This is a genomic window from Pseudonocardia sp. P1 (assembly GCF_000178675.2).
Lineage (GTDB): Bacteria > Actinomycetota > Actinomycetes > Mycobacteriales > Pseudonocardiaceae > Pseudonocardia.
Genome location: NZ_ADUJ02000001.1, coordinates 2,984,824 through 2,999,314, shown reverse-complemented (window position 1 = coordinate 2,999,314; position 14,491 = coordinate 2,984,824). Strand labels below are relative to the sequence as shown.

The following is a 14,491-nucleotide window of genomic DNA, read 5'->3' as shown; positions in this document are numbered from 1 at the left end:
TGGATCATGCCCCGCCGGTCGTCGCGGCGGTGCGGCGCCGGGCGGACGGCCGGGTGCGCGGGCCGAACACGGCGAGGACGAGCGCCCCGACGGTCCACGACCCCGCGATGAAGAAGAAGACGCTCTGGTAGCCGGACCCGGTGTAGAGCGCGGCGATCACCAGCGGGCCGACGGCGTTCGACAGGCGCCCGACGCCGTACGCCACACCGGTGCCGAGCGACCGGCCCCGGATGTCGAACAGCTCGGGGGAGTAGGCGTAGGCGAGCGCGGTGTAGCCGCGCTCGAGCATGTTGACCAGGAACCCGAAGGCGACGATGAACAGCGGATCGAAGGTCAGCCCGTAGAGCAGCCCGCTCACCGCGATCGCGAGTCCGAACACGACGAGCAGCCACTTGCGCTCGAACCGGTCGGTGACCAGGGCGGCGAGCAGCGACCCGAGCGGGGCGCCCACGGTGGTGAGCGCGACGTAGAAGATCGACTTCTCGACGCTGAAGCCCTCCGAGGCGAGCAGCGTCGGTGCCCAGCTCGAGTACCCGAAGAAGCCGATCGTCTGGGTCACCCAGAGCACGGTGAGCACGACCGTCGGCATCAGGTAGCGGCGCTGCAGCAGCACCCGCAGCGGCGCCTTCCGCGCCGGCGCGGTCGCGTCCGGGGCGGCCTCCGCGGGTGTCGTGAGCGGACCGTGCTCGCGCTCGATCTCCCGCTCGATCCGGCCCAGCGCGGCCTCCGCCTCGTCGTACCGGCCCCGGCTCTCGTACCAGCGCGGGGACTCCACGATCCGGCGGGAGAAGAACAGGAAGGCGATGCCCAGCGCGCCCCACACGTAGACGAGCCGCCAGGACCAGTCCGACAGCGGCACGACGGCGCTCGCGATCAGGTTGGTGACCGGCGTGCCACAGATGCCGATCACGATGGCGTAGGCCTGGTAGCGGCCCCGGACGGCGGCCGGGTAGAGCTCGTTGACGTAGATGACCGCGACGACGGTCATCGCGGCCAGGCCCGCGGAGGTCAGCACCCGGCAGACGCCCATGGACACGATGTCCCAGGTGAAGGCGGAGGCCATCGAGAAGATCGAGAACCAGATCGTGGTGCCGATGAGGGTCGCGCGGCGCCCCCAGCGGTCCGCCAGTCTCCCGGCCACGATCGACCCGACGAACATCCCGACGAACGACAGGGAGGTCACGTAGGCGACCTGGTCGACCGTCACCCCCCACAGCCGGACCAGCTGGGGCGCGGTCGTCGCGAAGGTGTTGATGTCGGCGAACTCGAAGAAGTACGCGAACGCGACGGCGACCAGGGTGACCTTGTGGAACCGGCCGATCGGCAGGCGGTCCAGCCGGTTCGTGGCGTTGGTGTGCGGGGTGGTTCCGGTGCTCATGCGCACTCCTCCGGCCAGTAGAGGGCCATGGGGTTGTCGACGAGGAGCCGGCGGCGCAGGTCCGCGGTGCCGGCGACGTGCGCGACGTGGTCGACGAGGAGCCCGTCGTCGGGCATGTGGTCGGTGAGGTTCGGGTGCGGCCAGTCCGTCCCCCAGAGCGCCCGGTCGCCGAACTCCTCGACGACCGTCCGCGCGAACGGGACGACGTCGGTGTAGGCGTGCCGCTCCCCGTCGAGCGCCCGCGGGCCGGTGACGGTCAGGCGCTCCGGGCAGCTGACCTTCACCCAGCAGCGGTTCCGGTCGGCGAAGCGCAGGAAGCGGGCGAACTCGGGCCCGTCCGGGTCGCGGGTGACGTCCGGGCGTCCCATGTGGTCGATGACCAGCGGGACGGGGAGGGTCGCGAAGAAGTCCTCCAGGTCCGGGAGGTCGGCCGCCTCGAAGTAGACGACGACGTGCCAGCCCAGCGGGGCGATGCGCGCTGCGATCCGGGACAGCTCGTCGGTGGGGGCCGCGTCGACCAGCCGCCGGACGAAGTTGAACCGGACGCCGCGGACGCCGGCGTCGTGGAGATCCCGGAGCTCGGCGTCGGTGACGTCGGGGCGGACGGTGGCGACCCCGCGGGCCCGCCCGTCCGCGGAGCGCACGGCGTCGACCATCGCGCTGTTGTCGGCTCCGTGGCAGGTGGCCTGCACGACGACGCGGCGGGCGATCCCCAGACGGGTGTGCAGTGCCTCCAGGCGGTCCCGGCCGGCGTCGCACGGGGTGTACCTGCGCTCGGGCGCGTAGGGGAAGGTCGCGGCGGGGCCGAAGACGTGGCAGTGGGCGTCGACCGTGCCCGCGGGCAGGTCGATCGTCGGCGCCGCCGGCGCCGGGTGCGGTGCCAGCCAGCCGGGGGTCACGGCGGGGTCCGCCGTTGCGGGCGGCGTGCTGTCGGTGGGCAACTCTGGCCTCCTCCTGCGAAGTCCGACGTCGCTCGGACGTCCGGCGCGCAGGACGCTACGTCTCGACCACTTTCCAGCACAAGATGTGCGCCGTGATTGTTAACAATTTTGGTTGGATACGACGTCGTCATGTGGCCTGGTGTCGTTACTCACTGCAACGTATGGTGCAGATCACATCCGATGGTGATCTCCGCAGTGCGGGAGGGTTCGATGACGCATCCGTCCCCGACGACGACGCCGACGCCCCGGGAGACCCGCCGGGTCGCCCTGGCGACCCTGATCGGCACGTCGATCGAGTGGTTCGACTTCTTCGTCTACGGCGCGGCCGCCGCGCTCGTGTTTGGCAAGCTCTTCTTCCCGACCGCCAACCCACTCACCGGCACCCTGCTCGCGCTGTCCACCTTCGGCGTCGGCTTCGTCGCGCGGCCCTTCGGCGGGGTGATCTTCGCGCACTTCGGCGACCGGATCGGCCGCAAGTCGATGCTGGTGCTGTCGGTCGTGCTGATGGGCGGGGGCACGTTCCTCGTCGGGCTGATGCCGACCTACGCGACGATCGGCGTCGCCGCGCCGATCCTGCTCGTCCTGCTGCGGATCGTGCAGGGCATCGGGCTCGGCGGCGAGTGGGGCGCGGCCGCGGTGATGGCCGTCGAGTACGCGCCACCGCACCGGCGCGGGTTCTTCGGCAGCTTCCCGCAGACGGGTGTGCCCGCCGGCATGCTCACGGCGAACCTGGCGCTGCTGGTCATGTCCGCGACGATGTCGGAGGAGGCGTTCCTCGCGTGGGGCTGGCGGGTCCCGTTCCTCGCGTCGATCGTGCTCGTCGCCCTCGGGATCGCGATCCGGCTCAAGGTCGCCGAGTCGCCGGTGTTCGAGCAGGCCCGGGCGGCCGGGAAGATCGAGCGGCAGCCGGTGCTCGCGGTGCTGCGCCGGCAGCCGGTCAACGTGCTCCGCGCGGCCGGCCTGCGGTTCGCCGAGAACAGCACCTTCTACATCCACACCACGTTCGTGCTGACCTACGGCACGGTGGTGCTCGGGATGGCGCGCGGCGACCTGCTCGTCGCGGTGATCGTCTCGTCGGCGATCGGGCTGGTCAGCATCCCGTTCTACGGTTGGGCGTGCGACCGCTGGGGGCGGCGGCGCACCGTGCTGTGGGGTTCGTTCGTGCTGCTCGGGATGAGCTGGCCGTACTTCTGGGCCCTCGACACCCGGTCGCTGCCGCTGATCGTGCTGGCCACCGTGGTGGCGGTCAACGTCGGCAACTCGGCCGTCTACGCGCCGCAGCCCGCCTACTTCTCGGAGCTGTTCGAGCCGGAGGTGCGCTACAGCGGCGCGTCGATCGGGGCCCAGGGTGCGAGCGTGTTCGCCGGGGGACTCGCCCCGGTGATCGCGACGGCGCTGCTCGACGCCACCGGTGGTTTCGACGCCATCGCGATCTACATGTCGGCGATGGTGCTGATCACGATCGTCGCGGCCTTCCTGTCGCCGGACCCGTACAAGGCCGGGCTGCGGAAGGCGGCCGCGGCGCAGACCGCCGAGGTGCGTCCGATCGGCCGGTGATCCCGCCCCGCCCGCCCCGCCGCACCCCGTCACCGCCCGCCGCACCCGTCACCGCCCCGCACCCGTCACCGCGGCGCACCCCGTCGCCGCGTGACGCACCCCGTCGCCGACCGGCGCACCCGTCGCAGCGGGTGCGCGGGCCGGTGACGGGGTGCGTGGAGAGGGGACGAGGGTGTCGGTGCGCGGCGCGGACGACGGGACCGCCAGGATGCGTGGCGCCGGAGCGCCGACCTCGAGACGGGCCGGCCCGAGGAGCGGGGGAGGACGCGCGGTGACACCCGACTGGAGGATTCGTGCGGAACGGCTCGCCGAGACGCTCGCCGACGACGGGGCGTCGACCGACCCGCGGTGGGCGGAGGCGCTGCGCACCGTGCCCCGCCACGTGTTCGTACCCGAGTTCTTCGAGCAGACCACCGACGGGAGCGGTTGGGAGCGCGTGGACCCCACCACCGACCCCGAGCGGTGGGCCGACGCGGTCCACGCGGACCGGTCCCTGGTCACCGAGCTCCGGTCGTCACCGACGGTGCTGGACGGGCACCCGATCCCGTCGTCGTCGTCCACGCCGCCGTCGTTGATGGTCCGCATGCTCGAGCTGCTCGACGTCACCGAGGGGGACCGGGTGCTGGAGATCGGCACCGGCACCGGCTGGAACGCGGCCCTGCTGTCGTCCGTCGTCGGCGCGGCCCGGGTCACCACCGTCGAGCTGCAGCCCGATCTCGCCTCGATCGCCCGTGAGCGTCTCGCCGCGATCGGTCTGCACCCGACCGTCGTCACCGGGGACGGTGGCGACGGGGCGCCGGACGGGGCGCCCTACGACCGGATCATCGCCACCTGCGGAGTCTCCAGGGTGCCGGGCGCGTGGGTGTCCCAGCTCGCCGCCGGTGGCCGGATCGTCGCCGACCTGCGCAGCGAGTCCAGCAGCAGCCTGGTGGCGCTCGACGCGCTCGACCACGACCACGTCGCCGGGCACCTCGTCGGCCGCCCCGGGCTGTTCATGTGGATGCGCCCGACCGTCGATCACCCGCTGCTCGACCCGGCCCGCGCGACCCCCGACACCCGGGCCGGGGAACGCACCGGCCCCCGGGAGAGCGTCGTCGATCCCCGCGATCTCGACGCCCCGGGGCTGCGGACGCTGATCGGGATCGCCTGCCCCGAGCTGGAGGTCCCGCCGGTACCGGGGCAACCGATCTCCGACGGCGCCGGTTCGTGGGCCCGGCTCGACGGGAGCGCGGTCACCCAGGGCGGCCCGCGACGTCCGTGGGACCGGATCGAGGCGGTCGCCCGGATCTGGCGGCAGCTCGGCACGCCGGGCACCGAACGGTTCGGCGTCACCGTCGACTCCGCGGGGACGCACCGGTTCTGGCTGGACCGCCCGACCGACGAGCTGCCCGCCGAGGTCGGCGACATCTGATCGGCGACGCACCCCGTCACGGCGTGGCGCACCCGCTGCGCGGGGTGCGCGGCACCGCAACGGGGTGCGCGGCACGGCAACGGGGTGCGCGGCCGAGGGACGCCGGTCAGTGCGCGGCCGACGCCCGCCGGGGCCAGGGGACCAGGTGCAGCACCGCGACGACGATCGCGCCCACGACGATCCCGAGGATCGCCGAGCCGACGGTGTTCGTGAGCCAGCCGAGGAACCCGCCGAGCGCGCCGGTCGCGTCGTGCACCATCAGCTCCAGATGGTGGACGAATCCGTACAGCGGGTGGAAGCCGAGCTCGTCGGTGCCCACCAGCAGGATGTGCCCGCCGACCCAGAGCATCGCGGCGACGCCGACGACCGACAGCACCGTGAGCACGACCGGCATCGCCCGCACCAGCCCGCGGCCGAACGCGGCCACCGCCCCGGAGCCGCGCGCGGCCAGTGCCAGCCCGGCGTCGTCCATCTTCACGATCAGCGCCACCACGCCGTAGACGAGCGCGGTGATCGCGACGGCCACCACGGCCAGGATCACGGCGCGGGCGACGAATCCCTCGGACGCCACCTCGTTCAGCGCGATGACCATGATCTCGGCGGAGAGGATGAAGTCGGTCCGCACCGCACCGGAGACGACCTTCTTCTCGTGCGCGTCGGGATCGGCGGCGGCCTGCTCGTCCTGGGTCTCGGCGGCCGGGCTGTGCCCGGCGAGCTTCTCCCAGATCTTCTCGGCGCCCTCGTAGCAGAGGTAGGTGCCGCCGAGCATGAGGATCGGGGTGAGCAGCCACGGCGCGAACTGGCTCAGCAGCAGCGCCACCGGCAGGATGACCAGCAGCTTGTTGCGCAGCGAGCCGGTGGCGATCCGCCGGATGATCGACAGCTCCCGCTCCGGCTCGAGGCCCTGGACGTAGCGCGGGGTCACGGCGGCGTCGTCGACGACCACGCCGGCCGCCTTCGCCCCGGCCCGCCCGGCCGCTCCGGCGACGTCGTCGAGGGACGACGCGGTCAGCCGCACCAGTGCCGCCACGTCGTCGAGCAGGGCGAACAGGCCGCTCATCGGGTCATCACGATGGCGCAGCCTACGGGGTCGGCGTTGCACGGAGACATCACTCGGCCGTCGACGGGTCGTTCCGGTGGAACCGCCCCCTCCGCCGGTAGGTTCGCGGTCGATCATCGACGGACCTGCGGGTCCCGCTGCGGTCCGGAGGCCCCATGCCACGCCCGACACCGAGCCGCACCCGGCGGACTTCGGTGGCGCTCGGTGTCGCGCTGTCGGTCGGTGTGCTCGCCGCCGCCGGGGTCACCTCGTCGCTGCCGTCACGCGGCCCGGACCGGTCCGAGGGGCCGGCCGGGCCACCGCCCGTCCCGGCCGCGGACGCCGGGACGCCGCGGCTGGAGACCGACGGCCGGTGGTTCTCCGCGGGCGGCCGGCCGTTCTTCTGGCTGGGCGACACCGCGTGGGCGCTGCTCGGGAAGGCGGACCGGGAGGAGACCCTCCGCTACCTCGACACCCGCGCCGCCCAGGGCTACACGGTGATCCAGACCGTGGCGATCTTCCCGCAGGCCGGGGCGACGAGGCCGGTGAACGGCGACGTGAGCAGCGTCGGTGAGCACGACGAGTTCTGGGACCGCGTCGACGCCGTGATCGACGCCGCCGCCGAGCGCGGCCTGTACCTCGCGATCCACCCGGTGTGGGGCGACGACCAGACCGGCTCGGTGGTCGACGAGGGCAACGCCGGTGCCTACGGCCGGTTCCTCGGCGAGCGCTACGGGGACCGGGACAACGTGACCTGGACCCTCGGCGGGGACCATCCCGCCGACGGCGAGGAGGAGCTCTGGGCCGCGCTCGCGGAGGGCCTCGACGCCGGCGGTGGGACCCAGCTGACGACGTACCACCCGCAGGGCGACCAGAGCTCCGCCCAGTGGTTCGCCGGTGCCCCCTGGCTGGACTTCCACATGATCCAGGGCGGGCACTGCCTGCGCTACGACGTCCGGCGGGAGCTGGTCGAGTCCACCTACGCCGCCACCCCTGCCCGGCCGTTCGTCGACGGCGAGCCGATCTACGAGGACCACCCGTACTGCTGGGAGCCGGACCAGGGCTTCTCGACCGCTCAGGACGTGCGCCGCGACGCGTACTGGGCCGTGCTCGGCGGCGCCGCAGGCCACACCTACGGCGCGCACGCGGTCTGGCAGTTCAGCGACGGCGGCAGCGGCGAGCTCGGTGCGCGCGGGAGCTGGACCGACGCACTCGAGCTCCCGGCCGGGCGGCAGATGGTGCACCTGCGCGACCTGATGACGTCGTTGCCGTTCACGCAGGGCGAGCCGGCGCCGTCGGTGCTCGCGTCGGACACCGGATCGGGGGCCGACCGGATCGTGGCCAACCGCGCCGCCGACGGGTCCTACCTGCTGGTCTACACCCCGTCGGGCCGGTCGGTCGCGCTCCGGCCCGGGGCCCTCGACGGGACGGCCCGGGCGCAGTGGTTCGACCCGAGGACCGGGGAGTACCGGGACGCGCCGCGATCCGGCGGGGAGTTCGCGCCGCCGTCGGACGAGGACTGGGTGCTGGTCGCGCGGCGCTGATCGGACAGGACGTTTCCCCACGGCGGACCCCGGGGAGCCGGACGGGTGGCGACGATCGGAGGCCCGATGCACCTGCAGGACGGACCGCTCTGCCGCCGGTGCGGCGTCCAGTACCCGCTCGGGGCCGGGTCCGGCCCGTGCCCCGTCTGCGAGGACGAGCGCGAGTACGTCGACTGGTCCGGCCAGCACTGGACGACGCCCGCCGGCCTGCACGCCGAGGGCGTCCGCGGCGAGGTCCGCGAGGAGGTCCCGGGCCTGTGGGGGGTCGGCACGACGCCGTCCGTCGGGATCGGGCAGCGGGCACTGCTGGTGCCCGGGCCCGGCGGCAACGTCCTGTGGGACTGCACCGCCCTGCTCGACGACGCGACGGTGCAACGGGTGCACGAGCTGGGCGGCATCGACGCGATCGCCGTCTCGCACCCGCACTACTACTCGACGGTCGCTGCCTGGAGCAGCGAGTTCGGGGACGTGCCCGTGTACGTGCACGCCGCCGACCTCGACTGGGTCCCGCGCGGTGTCGACGTCGAGGCGTGGGACGGCGCCGGACGCGAGATCCTGCCCGGCCGCACCCTGGTGCACCTGGGCGTGCACTTCGCCGGGGGATCGGTACTGCACTGGGCCGACGGCACCGACGGGCGCGGTGCGGTCTGCGCCGGCGACATCGTGACCGTCGTCCCGGACCGGCGCTGGGTCGGTTTCATGTACAGCTACCCGAACCTGATCCCGGAGCATCCGGACACGGTCCGCCGGGCCGTCGCCGAGCTCGGCCGGCTCCGCTACGGCGCGCTCTACGGCGCCTGGTGGGGACACGTCGTCCAGGGCGACGCGCACGACGCCGTCGTCCGCTCGGCGCGGCGGTACCTGCGTCATCTCGGTCTCGACCCGGGTGCGGCCGACGCCGACGGGTAGGCGTCCGGACGGCCCACCGGCAGGCGGTCGTCTCGTCGGTATGGGGGTCGGGGCCTCGTCCGGACCGGGATCGGCGAGTACGTTCACAGCTCCTCCTCCCACGGAGCGGTCGGTGTGCGGGGACGACCGGTCCGGGTAGGTGTGCCGACGCCGAGGACGGGAGCGGTCATGGCGCAGGTACGGGTTCGTGCGGTGGGCATCGACGTCGGGCCGGACACCCCGGTCCTGCTGCTGGAGGAGATCGGCGGGGCGGGTCGCGTCGTCCCGGTGTCGGTGGGCGGGCCGGAGGCGACCGCGCTGGTCGTGGCGCTGGAACGGGTGCACGGTGTCCGTCCCGACACCCATCGGCTGATCGGTGAGCTGCTGACGACCTTCGGACGGCAGCTGGTGCAGGTACGCGTGCACACGCTCGCCGAGGGGATCTTCCACGCCGAGCTGATGCTCGACGACGGCACGACCGTCGACTCCCGGACCAGCGACGCCGTCGTGCTCGCCCTGTGGGCGGGTGCCGGCATCCAGGTCGACGAGGACGTCCTCGTGGCGGCGGGGGTCGCGGCCGAGACCGTCACCATCGAGGGTGCCGGGCGCGCCGGCGCGGACGCGGAGATCGAGGAGGAGCTCCGGCGGTTCCTCGACACCGCCACCCCCGACGACTTCGGCCCGGACCCGCAGGACTGACACCGACGTCACCGGGCGGGGTGCCGGTCCGCCCCCACGACGTCGTGGAGCTCCTCGCGGGCCAGCCGCTCCAGCAGCTCGGGCAGCGATCCGGGCGGTACACCGGCCAGCCGCCGCCGGCAGGTCCGGACCACGGCGACGACGGTGCGGTGGTCCAGGTCGGCGGCGAACTCGGCCGCCAGCCGCGCGTTCACGTGCGACTCGTCGCCCGCCGGGCGGGCCGTGCGGGTCCGGGACACCGCACTCACCCGTCGGCGGCAGCGACGCCGCGACGACGCCGGTGGCCCCGCTGCAGCGGCGTGACGACGGCACCGCCGGCAGACGCCGGGCTCCGGTCCGGGACCGCGTCGCCGTCGGGGACCCGGGTGACCTGGCGGACCGGGTGCAGGCCGCGGACCCGCAGCAGCCGCCGCCGGGTGCCGAGCCGGTGCTGGGTGCGGCCCAGGAGGGCCGGCAACCGGTCGTCGTACCGGGCGACCGACGAGGCGTCGATCGTGAGGACCTGTCTCGTGCCGGCGAGGAAGTCCGCGATGTGCGTGTCGATCCGGTCGAGGACCGCCTCGTCGATCGCGCCCCGGAGGACGATCAACCAGTCACCGGGACCGTCGATGAACGACCCGACGAAGCTGACGCTCCGCGTCCCGAGCGCTTCTCCGTAGTGCATCGCCGAGCCCTCCCCGACCCTCGATCACACACGACGTGCGGATCACCGAGGTCCAGGGCGATGCCGAGAAAGTACTTGTACCGCACGTCGCGGGGGGTGTCGAGAGGCTCGCGGCCGTAGCCGGGCGTACCTCTCACCGGGTCGCGAGCCGGGTGAACGCGGCCGCGGCCGGGCTCGCCGACGTCCGCGGCAGCACCAGCGCCCCGTGCAGGCTCTCGCCCGTGGCGGCCGGGCGGACGACGAGGCCGGCCTCCTCCGCGAGCCCGCGCCACGAGTCCGCGACGACCGCGACCCCCATCCCGGCGAGCACGAGCGGCAGCAACGCCTCGCGCTGCTCCACCTGGACCGCGATCCGGCAGTCGGTCGAGGACAGGATCGCCTCCGCCACCCGGCGCATCCCTGTGCCGTGCTGACCGACGACGAGGTCCAGGCCGCGCAGGGCGTCCAGCTCGACCGGACCGTCGCCGGCCGGGAGGTCGGCCGCGTCACGGGCGACGACGACGTAGCCCTGCACGAACAGCGGCTCGACCCGGAGGTCCGGTTCGAGCACCGGGCCGTTCGCCGTCGCGAGGAGCCCGACCTCGGCCGCTCCGGTGCGGACCGCGTCGCACACCTCGTCCGGTCCGGGCGCGGTGGCGACGCCGACCGACACACCGGGATGGGCCCGGCGGAACCCGGCGATCATCGTCGGGAGCGGGTGCACCGCCTGGGACGGCATCGACGTGACGGCGAGCCGTCCCCCGTGCAGGCCCTCGACCGACGCGACCGTCGCCCGGGCGACGTCGAGTGCCCGGACGAGGTCGCGGGCGGGCTCGACGAGCGCGCGGCCGGCCGCGGTGAGGACCAGCCGGCGTCCGGTCCGGAGGAACAGGTCGCTGCCGAGCTCCCGCTCCAGCCGGCGCAGCGCCTGCGACACCGACGGCTGCGCGACGTGCAGCCGGGCGGCGGCCGCGTGCACGGTCCCGGTCTCGACGACGGCGAGGAAGTACCGCACCTGCCGGACGTCCATGGCTGGACCCTAGCGAGGCCCCCGTCAGCGGGGGCGCATCCGGTAGAAGCGCCAGAACCCGAAGTCCTCGATCGGCAGGACCTCGACGTCGGTGAGCCCGGCCCGGGCGGCGTAGTCCCGCACCGTCGACTCGCGGATGACGGTGCCGGTCGCCGCGGACGGCTCGTGCGACATCGCGTCGGGCAGGCACAGCATCGTGCTGAAACCGTAGAGCAGGCGTTCGACGTCCCCGGCCGGCGCGCGGAAGGTGTCCTCGGCCGCCTCGTCCATCACGACCACGACGCCGCCGGGACGCAGCGCGCGACGGGCCGAGGTCAGGAACTCCACCGGATGGGGCAGGTCGTGCAGGCACTCGAACGCGAACACCGCGTCGTACGCGGCCTCCGGGAGGGCGGTCGCCGCGTCGCCGGTGCGGAACGTGACCCGCTCGGTCTGCCCGGCCGCCACGGCGTGGCCTGCCGCGGCGGCCGTCGACGGCGGGTCCGGGTCGACGCCGTGGACCGTGGCACCCGGGTAGGCCCTGGCCAGCGCGATCGTGGACCAGCCCTCGCCGCAGCCGAGGTCCGCGATCGCGGCGCCGGGCCGGTCGAGGTGTCGGTGCAGGTCGGGGACGCCGGCGAGCGCATCGGCGAGCCGGTGCTCGTACCAGGGCCGGTTCATGTCGGCCTGCCCCGTGCGCGCGTCCGGTCCGAACTGCGCCCAGCTCACCCCGCCGCCGGAGCGGTAGGCCGCGCCGAGCGCCGGCAGCTGGACGGCCGCCGCGCCGACGAACCGGGTCAGCGGGGCCAGGAAGTTGACGCTGTCGGTGGCCGTCATGACCTCGGCGACGCCCGGTCCGAGCCCGAACCGGCGCGGCTCGGTGCTGTCTGCGCCGTCTCCGTCTCCGACGACGGTGCTGTCTGCGCCGTCTCCGACGACGGTCAGAAACCCCGACGCGGCCTGCTGCTCCAGCCATTCGCGGGCGTAGCGCGGGTCGGTCCCGCTCCGGTCGGCGAGCTCGCCGGGGGAGAGCGGGCCCGCCTCGGCGAGGACCCGGTACCAGCCCAGCCGGTCGCCGAGGTAGCACGCGAGCACGTCGAACGCGCCGAGCGTCGCGGCGAGGACGCGTTCGGCCACCGCCTCGGCCGCCTCCGGGGCGTCGGACCCGGTGGTCGTCGTCTCCGTCGTTCCTGACATCGCGTCCTCCCCTGGACGTGGCCGTGGAAGCGGCCGATCGTCCGCCGTCCCTCCGCGGGCCGGAATCGTCAAGGTTGGGGAGGGGCGGCTCTCATCGGTCCGGACCCACCTCGGCGAAGAAGTCGAGGAGGCTGTGCGGTGCGTCGGCGCCGTAGCAGGCGTCGAAGACGACGGCCCCCTCCGCCGCGGCCTCGGCGCTGCGGGGAACAGGGCCTGCTCGTACGCGGTGAGCGCGGCCTCGACGTCGCCGGGGTGGGCGGCGATCGCCCGGCCCAGCTCGGCGCCGTCGAGCATGGCCAGGTTGGCGCCGTCGCCGGACGGCGCCATGAGGTGGGCGGCGTCGCCGAGCAGGGTCACCCCCGGCACCCGGTCCCACCGGTACCCCGACGCGGGCAGGGTCGTGATCGGTCGTACGACGGGAGCGGTGTCGCTGTCGGTGATCAGCGCGGTGAGCTCGGGCGCCCAGCCGTCGAACTCCGCGGCGACGAGCGCGGTCGCGGTGGCGGTGTTGCCGGTGCCGATCGGGGCGAACCACTCCTGCGGCCTGGTCAGCGCCACGTAGGAGTGCAGGGTCCCGCCGCGCTCGCGGTGGGCGACGATGCCCGCGCCCGGGGTCAGCGCGAACAGTGCCCCGCTGCCGACGGCCCGGGCGGTGGCCGGGTGGCGGGTGTCGCCGTCGTGGAGGTAGGTCTCGACGAACGACGTGCCGACGTACTCGGGCCGTGCGCCGGACAGCAGCGCGCGGACCCGGGACCACGCCCCGTCCGCTCCGATGAGCAGCGTCGTGACGGCGGTGTCGCCGTCGGCGAAGGTCACCTCGTGCCGGCCCCCGCCGAGCGCCCGGACGCCGGTGACCTTGTGTCCCCACCGGACGGTGCCGTCCGGGAGGGAGTCGAGCAGCATCCGGCGCAGCTCGCCGCGCTGCACCTCGGGCCGCCCTCCGGAGCCGTCGTCGGGCTCGTCGAACAGGACGGTCCCGTCCGGGGCGACGACCCGCGTCGCCTCCCCGCCCGCCAGGACGAGGGCGCGGAACTGCTCGCCCAGACCCGCCGCCTCGAGCGCGGGCCGGCCGGTCTCGTCGTGGATGTCGAGCATCCCGCCCTGTGTGCGGGCCGTGGGGGAGGCCTCCGCCTCGTGGACCGTGACGGGGATCCCGTGGACGTGCAGGACGCGGGCCAGGGTGAGGCCGCCGAGCCCGGCACCGATGATCGTGACAGGGGAGTTCACGACGGCTCCTTCCGACGATTGGAATGTTGTTCCAAGGGAGAGTTTGGAACAACGTTCCAGACCTGTCAAGATGGCGGCATGACACCTCGGACGCGTCGCAGGGATGCGCTCTCCCGCGAGCGCATCGTCGGGACCGCCGTCGAGGTGCTCGACGCGTCCGGCGAGAACGGGCTCACGTTCCGGGCGCTCACCGAGCGCCTGGCCACCGGCCCCGGCGCGATCTACTGGCACGTGGCGAACAAGGACGAGCTGCTCGCCGCGGCGACCGACGATGTCGTCGCCGGCGCGCTGGCCGTCGACCCGGGCCGGGACGTCACGCCACGGGACGGGGTCCGCGCCGTCGCGCTCGGCCTGTTCGACGCGATCGACGACCACCCGTGGCTCGGCGCGCAGCTGTCGTCGCAGCTCTCCCGTGCACCGTGGGGGCCGGTGACGACGCGGATCCTGGAGAGCGTCGGGCAGCGGGTCCGCGCGCTGGAGGTGCCCGAGGACGCGTGGTTCACGGCGACCACCGCGCTCGTGCACCACATCCTCGGCGCCGCGGCGCAGAATGCCGCGAACGCCCGTGTGGCCGGGCCGGACGCGGACCGCAGCGCAATGCTCGGCGTCGCCGCACGGGCGTGGGAGGAGCTCGATCCCGTCGAGTACCCGTTCGTCCGTGCCGTGGCGGACCGGATGCGGGAGCACGACGACCGGGAGCAGTTCCTCGCCGGGATCGACCTCGTGCTCGCCGGGATCGCCGCGCTCTCGCCGGGATCGTCGCCGTGATCCCGGTCATTCGTTCCGGGGATTCCGGGCTTCGGCTGCGTCGGGGCGCTGACCGGTCCTGATCTCGCCGATCGGCCCCACCTGGGGTTTCCGTGTCGAGCCGGGTCTACTCGGAACCGGGTGCCACAAGAGAACAATTCCTTGGTGCAGATTCCTGGCAGGTGATCCGTTGGGGCGATCCCGTTCTGTC

Annotated in this window: 13 protein-coding genes and 1 pseudogene; 6 read left to right on the top strand and 8 right to left on the bottom strand. The window is 73.8% G+C overall.

The window, feature by feature from the left end; genetic code table 11:
• Positions 1-4: 4 nt before the first annotated feature.
• Together PP1_RS13510 and PP1_RS13505 are read right to left on the bottom strand one after the other, a co-directional pair.
• A complete protein-coding gene (locus PP1_RS13510; RefSeq protein WP_033200583.1) occupies positions 5-1,378 on the bottom strand; it encodes an MFS transporter in 1,374 nt (457 codons plus the stop codon).
• Positions 1,375-2,319, bottom strand: a complete 945-nt coding sequence (locus PP1_RS13505; protein ID WP_249265928.1) for an amidohydrolase family protein — start codon at positions 2,317-2,319, stop codon at positions 1,375-1,377. Before PP1_RS13505 ends, PP1_RS13510 begins: the two co-directional genes overlap by 4 nt.
• A gap of 210 nt (positions 2,320-2,529) precedes the next feature.
• Between PP1_RS13505 and PP1_RS13500 the strand changes: the two genes are divergently transcribed.
• Both PP1_RS13500 and PP1_RS13495 read left to right on the top strand, forming a co-directional pair.
• The gene (locus PP1_RS13500) at positions 2,530-3,876 is read left to right on the top strand and encodes an MFS transporter (RefSeq protein WP_033200585.1); all 1,347 of its coding nucleotides are present in this window, start codon (positions 2,530-2,532) and stop codon (positions 3,874-3,876) included.
• Between the two features lie 271 nt (positions 3,877-4,147).
• Complete coding sequence (locus PP1_RS13495; protein ID WP_010241865.1) at positions 4,148-5,287, top strand: methyltransferase domain-containing protein; 1,140 nt, start codon at positions 4,148-4,150, stop codon at positions 5,285-5,287.
• A gap of 106 nt (positions 5,288-5,393) precedes the next feature.
• On the opposite strand, the gene PP1_RS13490 is transcribed toward PP1_RS13495, so the two are convergent.
• Positions 5,394-6,347: a DUF808 domain-containing protein gene (locus PP1_RS13490; RefSeq protein WP_010241866.1), complete on the bottom strand. Its 954-nt coding sequence runs from the start codon at positions 6,345-6,347 to the stop codon at positions 5,394-5,396.
• A 155-nt stretch (positions 6,348-6,502) separates the two neighbouring features.
• Here PP1_RS13490 and PP1_RS13485 point away from each other — a divergent pair, with 155 nt between their 5' ends.
• The 3 genes from PP1_RS13485 (at position 6,503) to PP1_RS13475 (ending at position 9,457) form a co-directional block, all read left to right on the top strand.
• Complete coding sequence (locus PP1_RS13485; RefSeq protein ID WP_083680233.1) at positions 6,503-7,870, top strand: glycoside hydrolase family 140 protein; 1,368 nt, start codon at positions 6,503-6,505, stop codon at positions 7,868-7,870.
• 45 nt (positions 7,871-7,915) lie between these two features.
• A complete protein-coding gene (locus tag PP1_RS13480; RefSeq protein ID WP_010241868.1) occupies positions 7,916-8,779 on the top strand; it encodes a hypothetical protein in 864 nt (287 codons plus the stop codon).
• A 168-nt stretch (positions 8,780-8,947) separates the two neighbouring features.
• Positions 8,948-9,457 (top strand): bifunctional nuclease family protein, encoded by a 510-nt coding sequence (locus tag PP1_RS13475; RefSeq protein WP_010241870.1) that lies wholly within the window; start codon positions 8,948-8,950, stop codon positions 9,455-9,457.
• A gap of 8 nt (positions 9,458-9,465) precedes the next feature.
• On the opposite strand, the gene PP1_RS13470 is transcribed toward PP1_RS13475, so the two are convergent.
• From PP1_RS13470 to PP1_RS13450, 5 genes and pseudogenes are all read right to left on the bottom strand, one after another.
• A complete protein-coding gene (locus PP1_RS13470) occupies positions 9,466-9,696 on the bottom strand; it encodes a hypothetical protein (RefSeq protein WP_029240010.1) in 231 nt (76 codons plus the stop codon).
• Positions 9,697-9,701: 5 nt separating this feature from the next.
• Entirely contained in the window at positions 9,702-10,121 is a 420-nt protein-coding gene (locus PP1_RS13465; protein ID WP_010241873.1) for a hypothetical protein, read from the bottom strand.
• A 133-nt stretch (positions 10,122-10,254) separates the two neighbouring features.
• Positions 10,255-11,130 carry a LysR family transcriptional regulator gene (locus PP1_RS13460; protein WP_010241875.1) on the bottom strand — a complete coding sequence of 292 codons (876 nt, stop codon included), beginning with the start codon at positions 11,128-11,130 and terminating at the stop codon, positions 10,255-10,257.
• 24 nt (positions 11,131-11,154) lie between these two features.
• A complete protein-coding gene (locus PP1_RS13455; RefSeq protein ID WP_249266072.1) occupies positions 11,155-11,790 on the bottom strand; it encodes a class I SAM-dependent methyltransferase in 636 nt (211 codons plus the stop codon).
• Positions 11,791-12,397: 607 nt separating this feature from the next.
• Positions 12,398-13,533 (bottom strand): annotated as a pseudogene (locus tag PP1_RS13450) (FAD-dependent oxidoreductase).
• A gap of 78 nt (positions 13,534-13,611) precedes the next feature.
• Between PP1_RS13450 and PP1_RS13445 the strand changes: the two are divergent.
• Complete coding sequence (locus tag PP1_RS13445; protein WP_010241877.1) at positions 13,612-14,301, top strand: TetR/AcrR family transcriptional regulator; 690 nt, start codon at positions 13,612-13,614, stop codon at positions 14,299-14,301.
• Positions 14,302-14,491 lie beyond the last annotated feature (190 nt).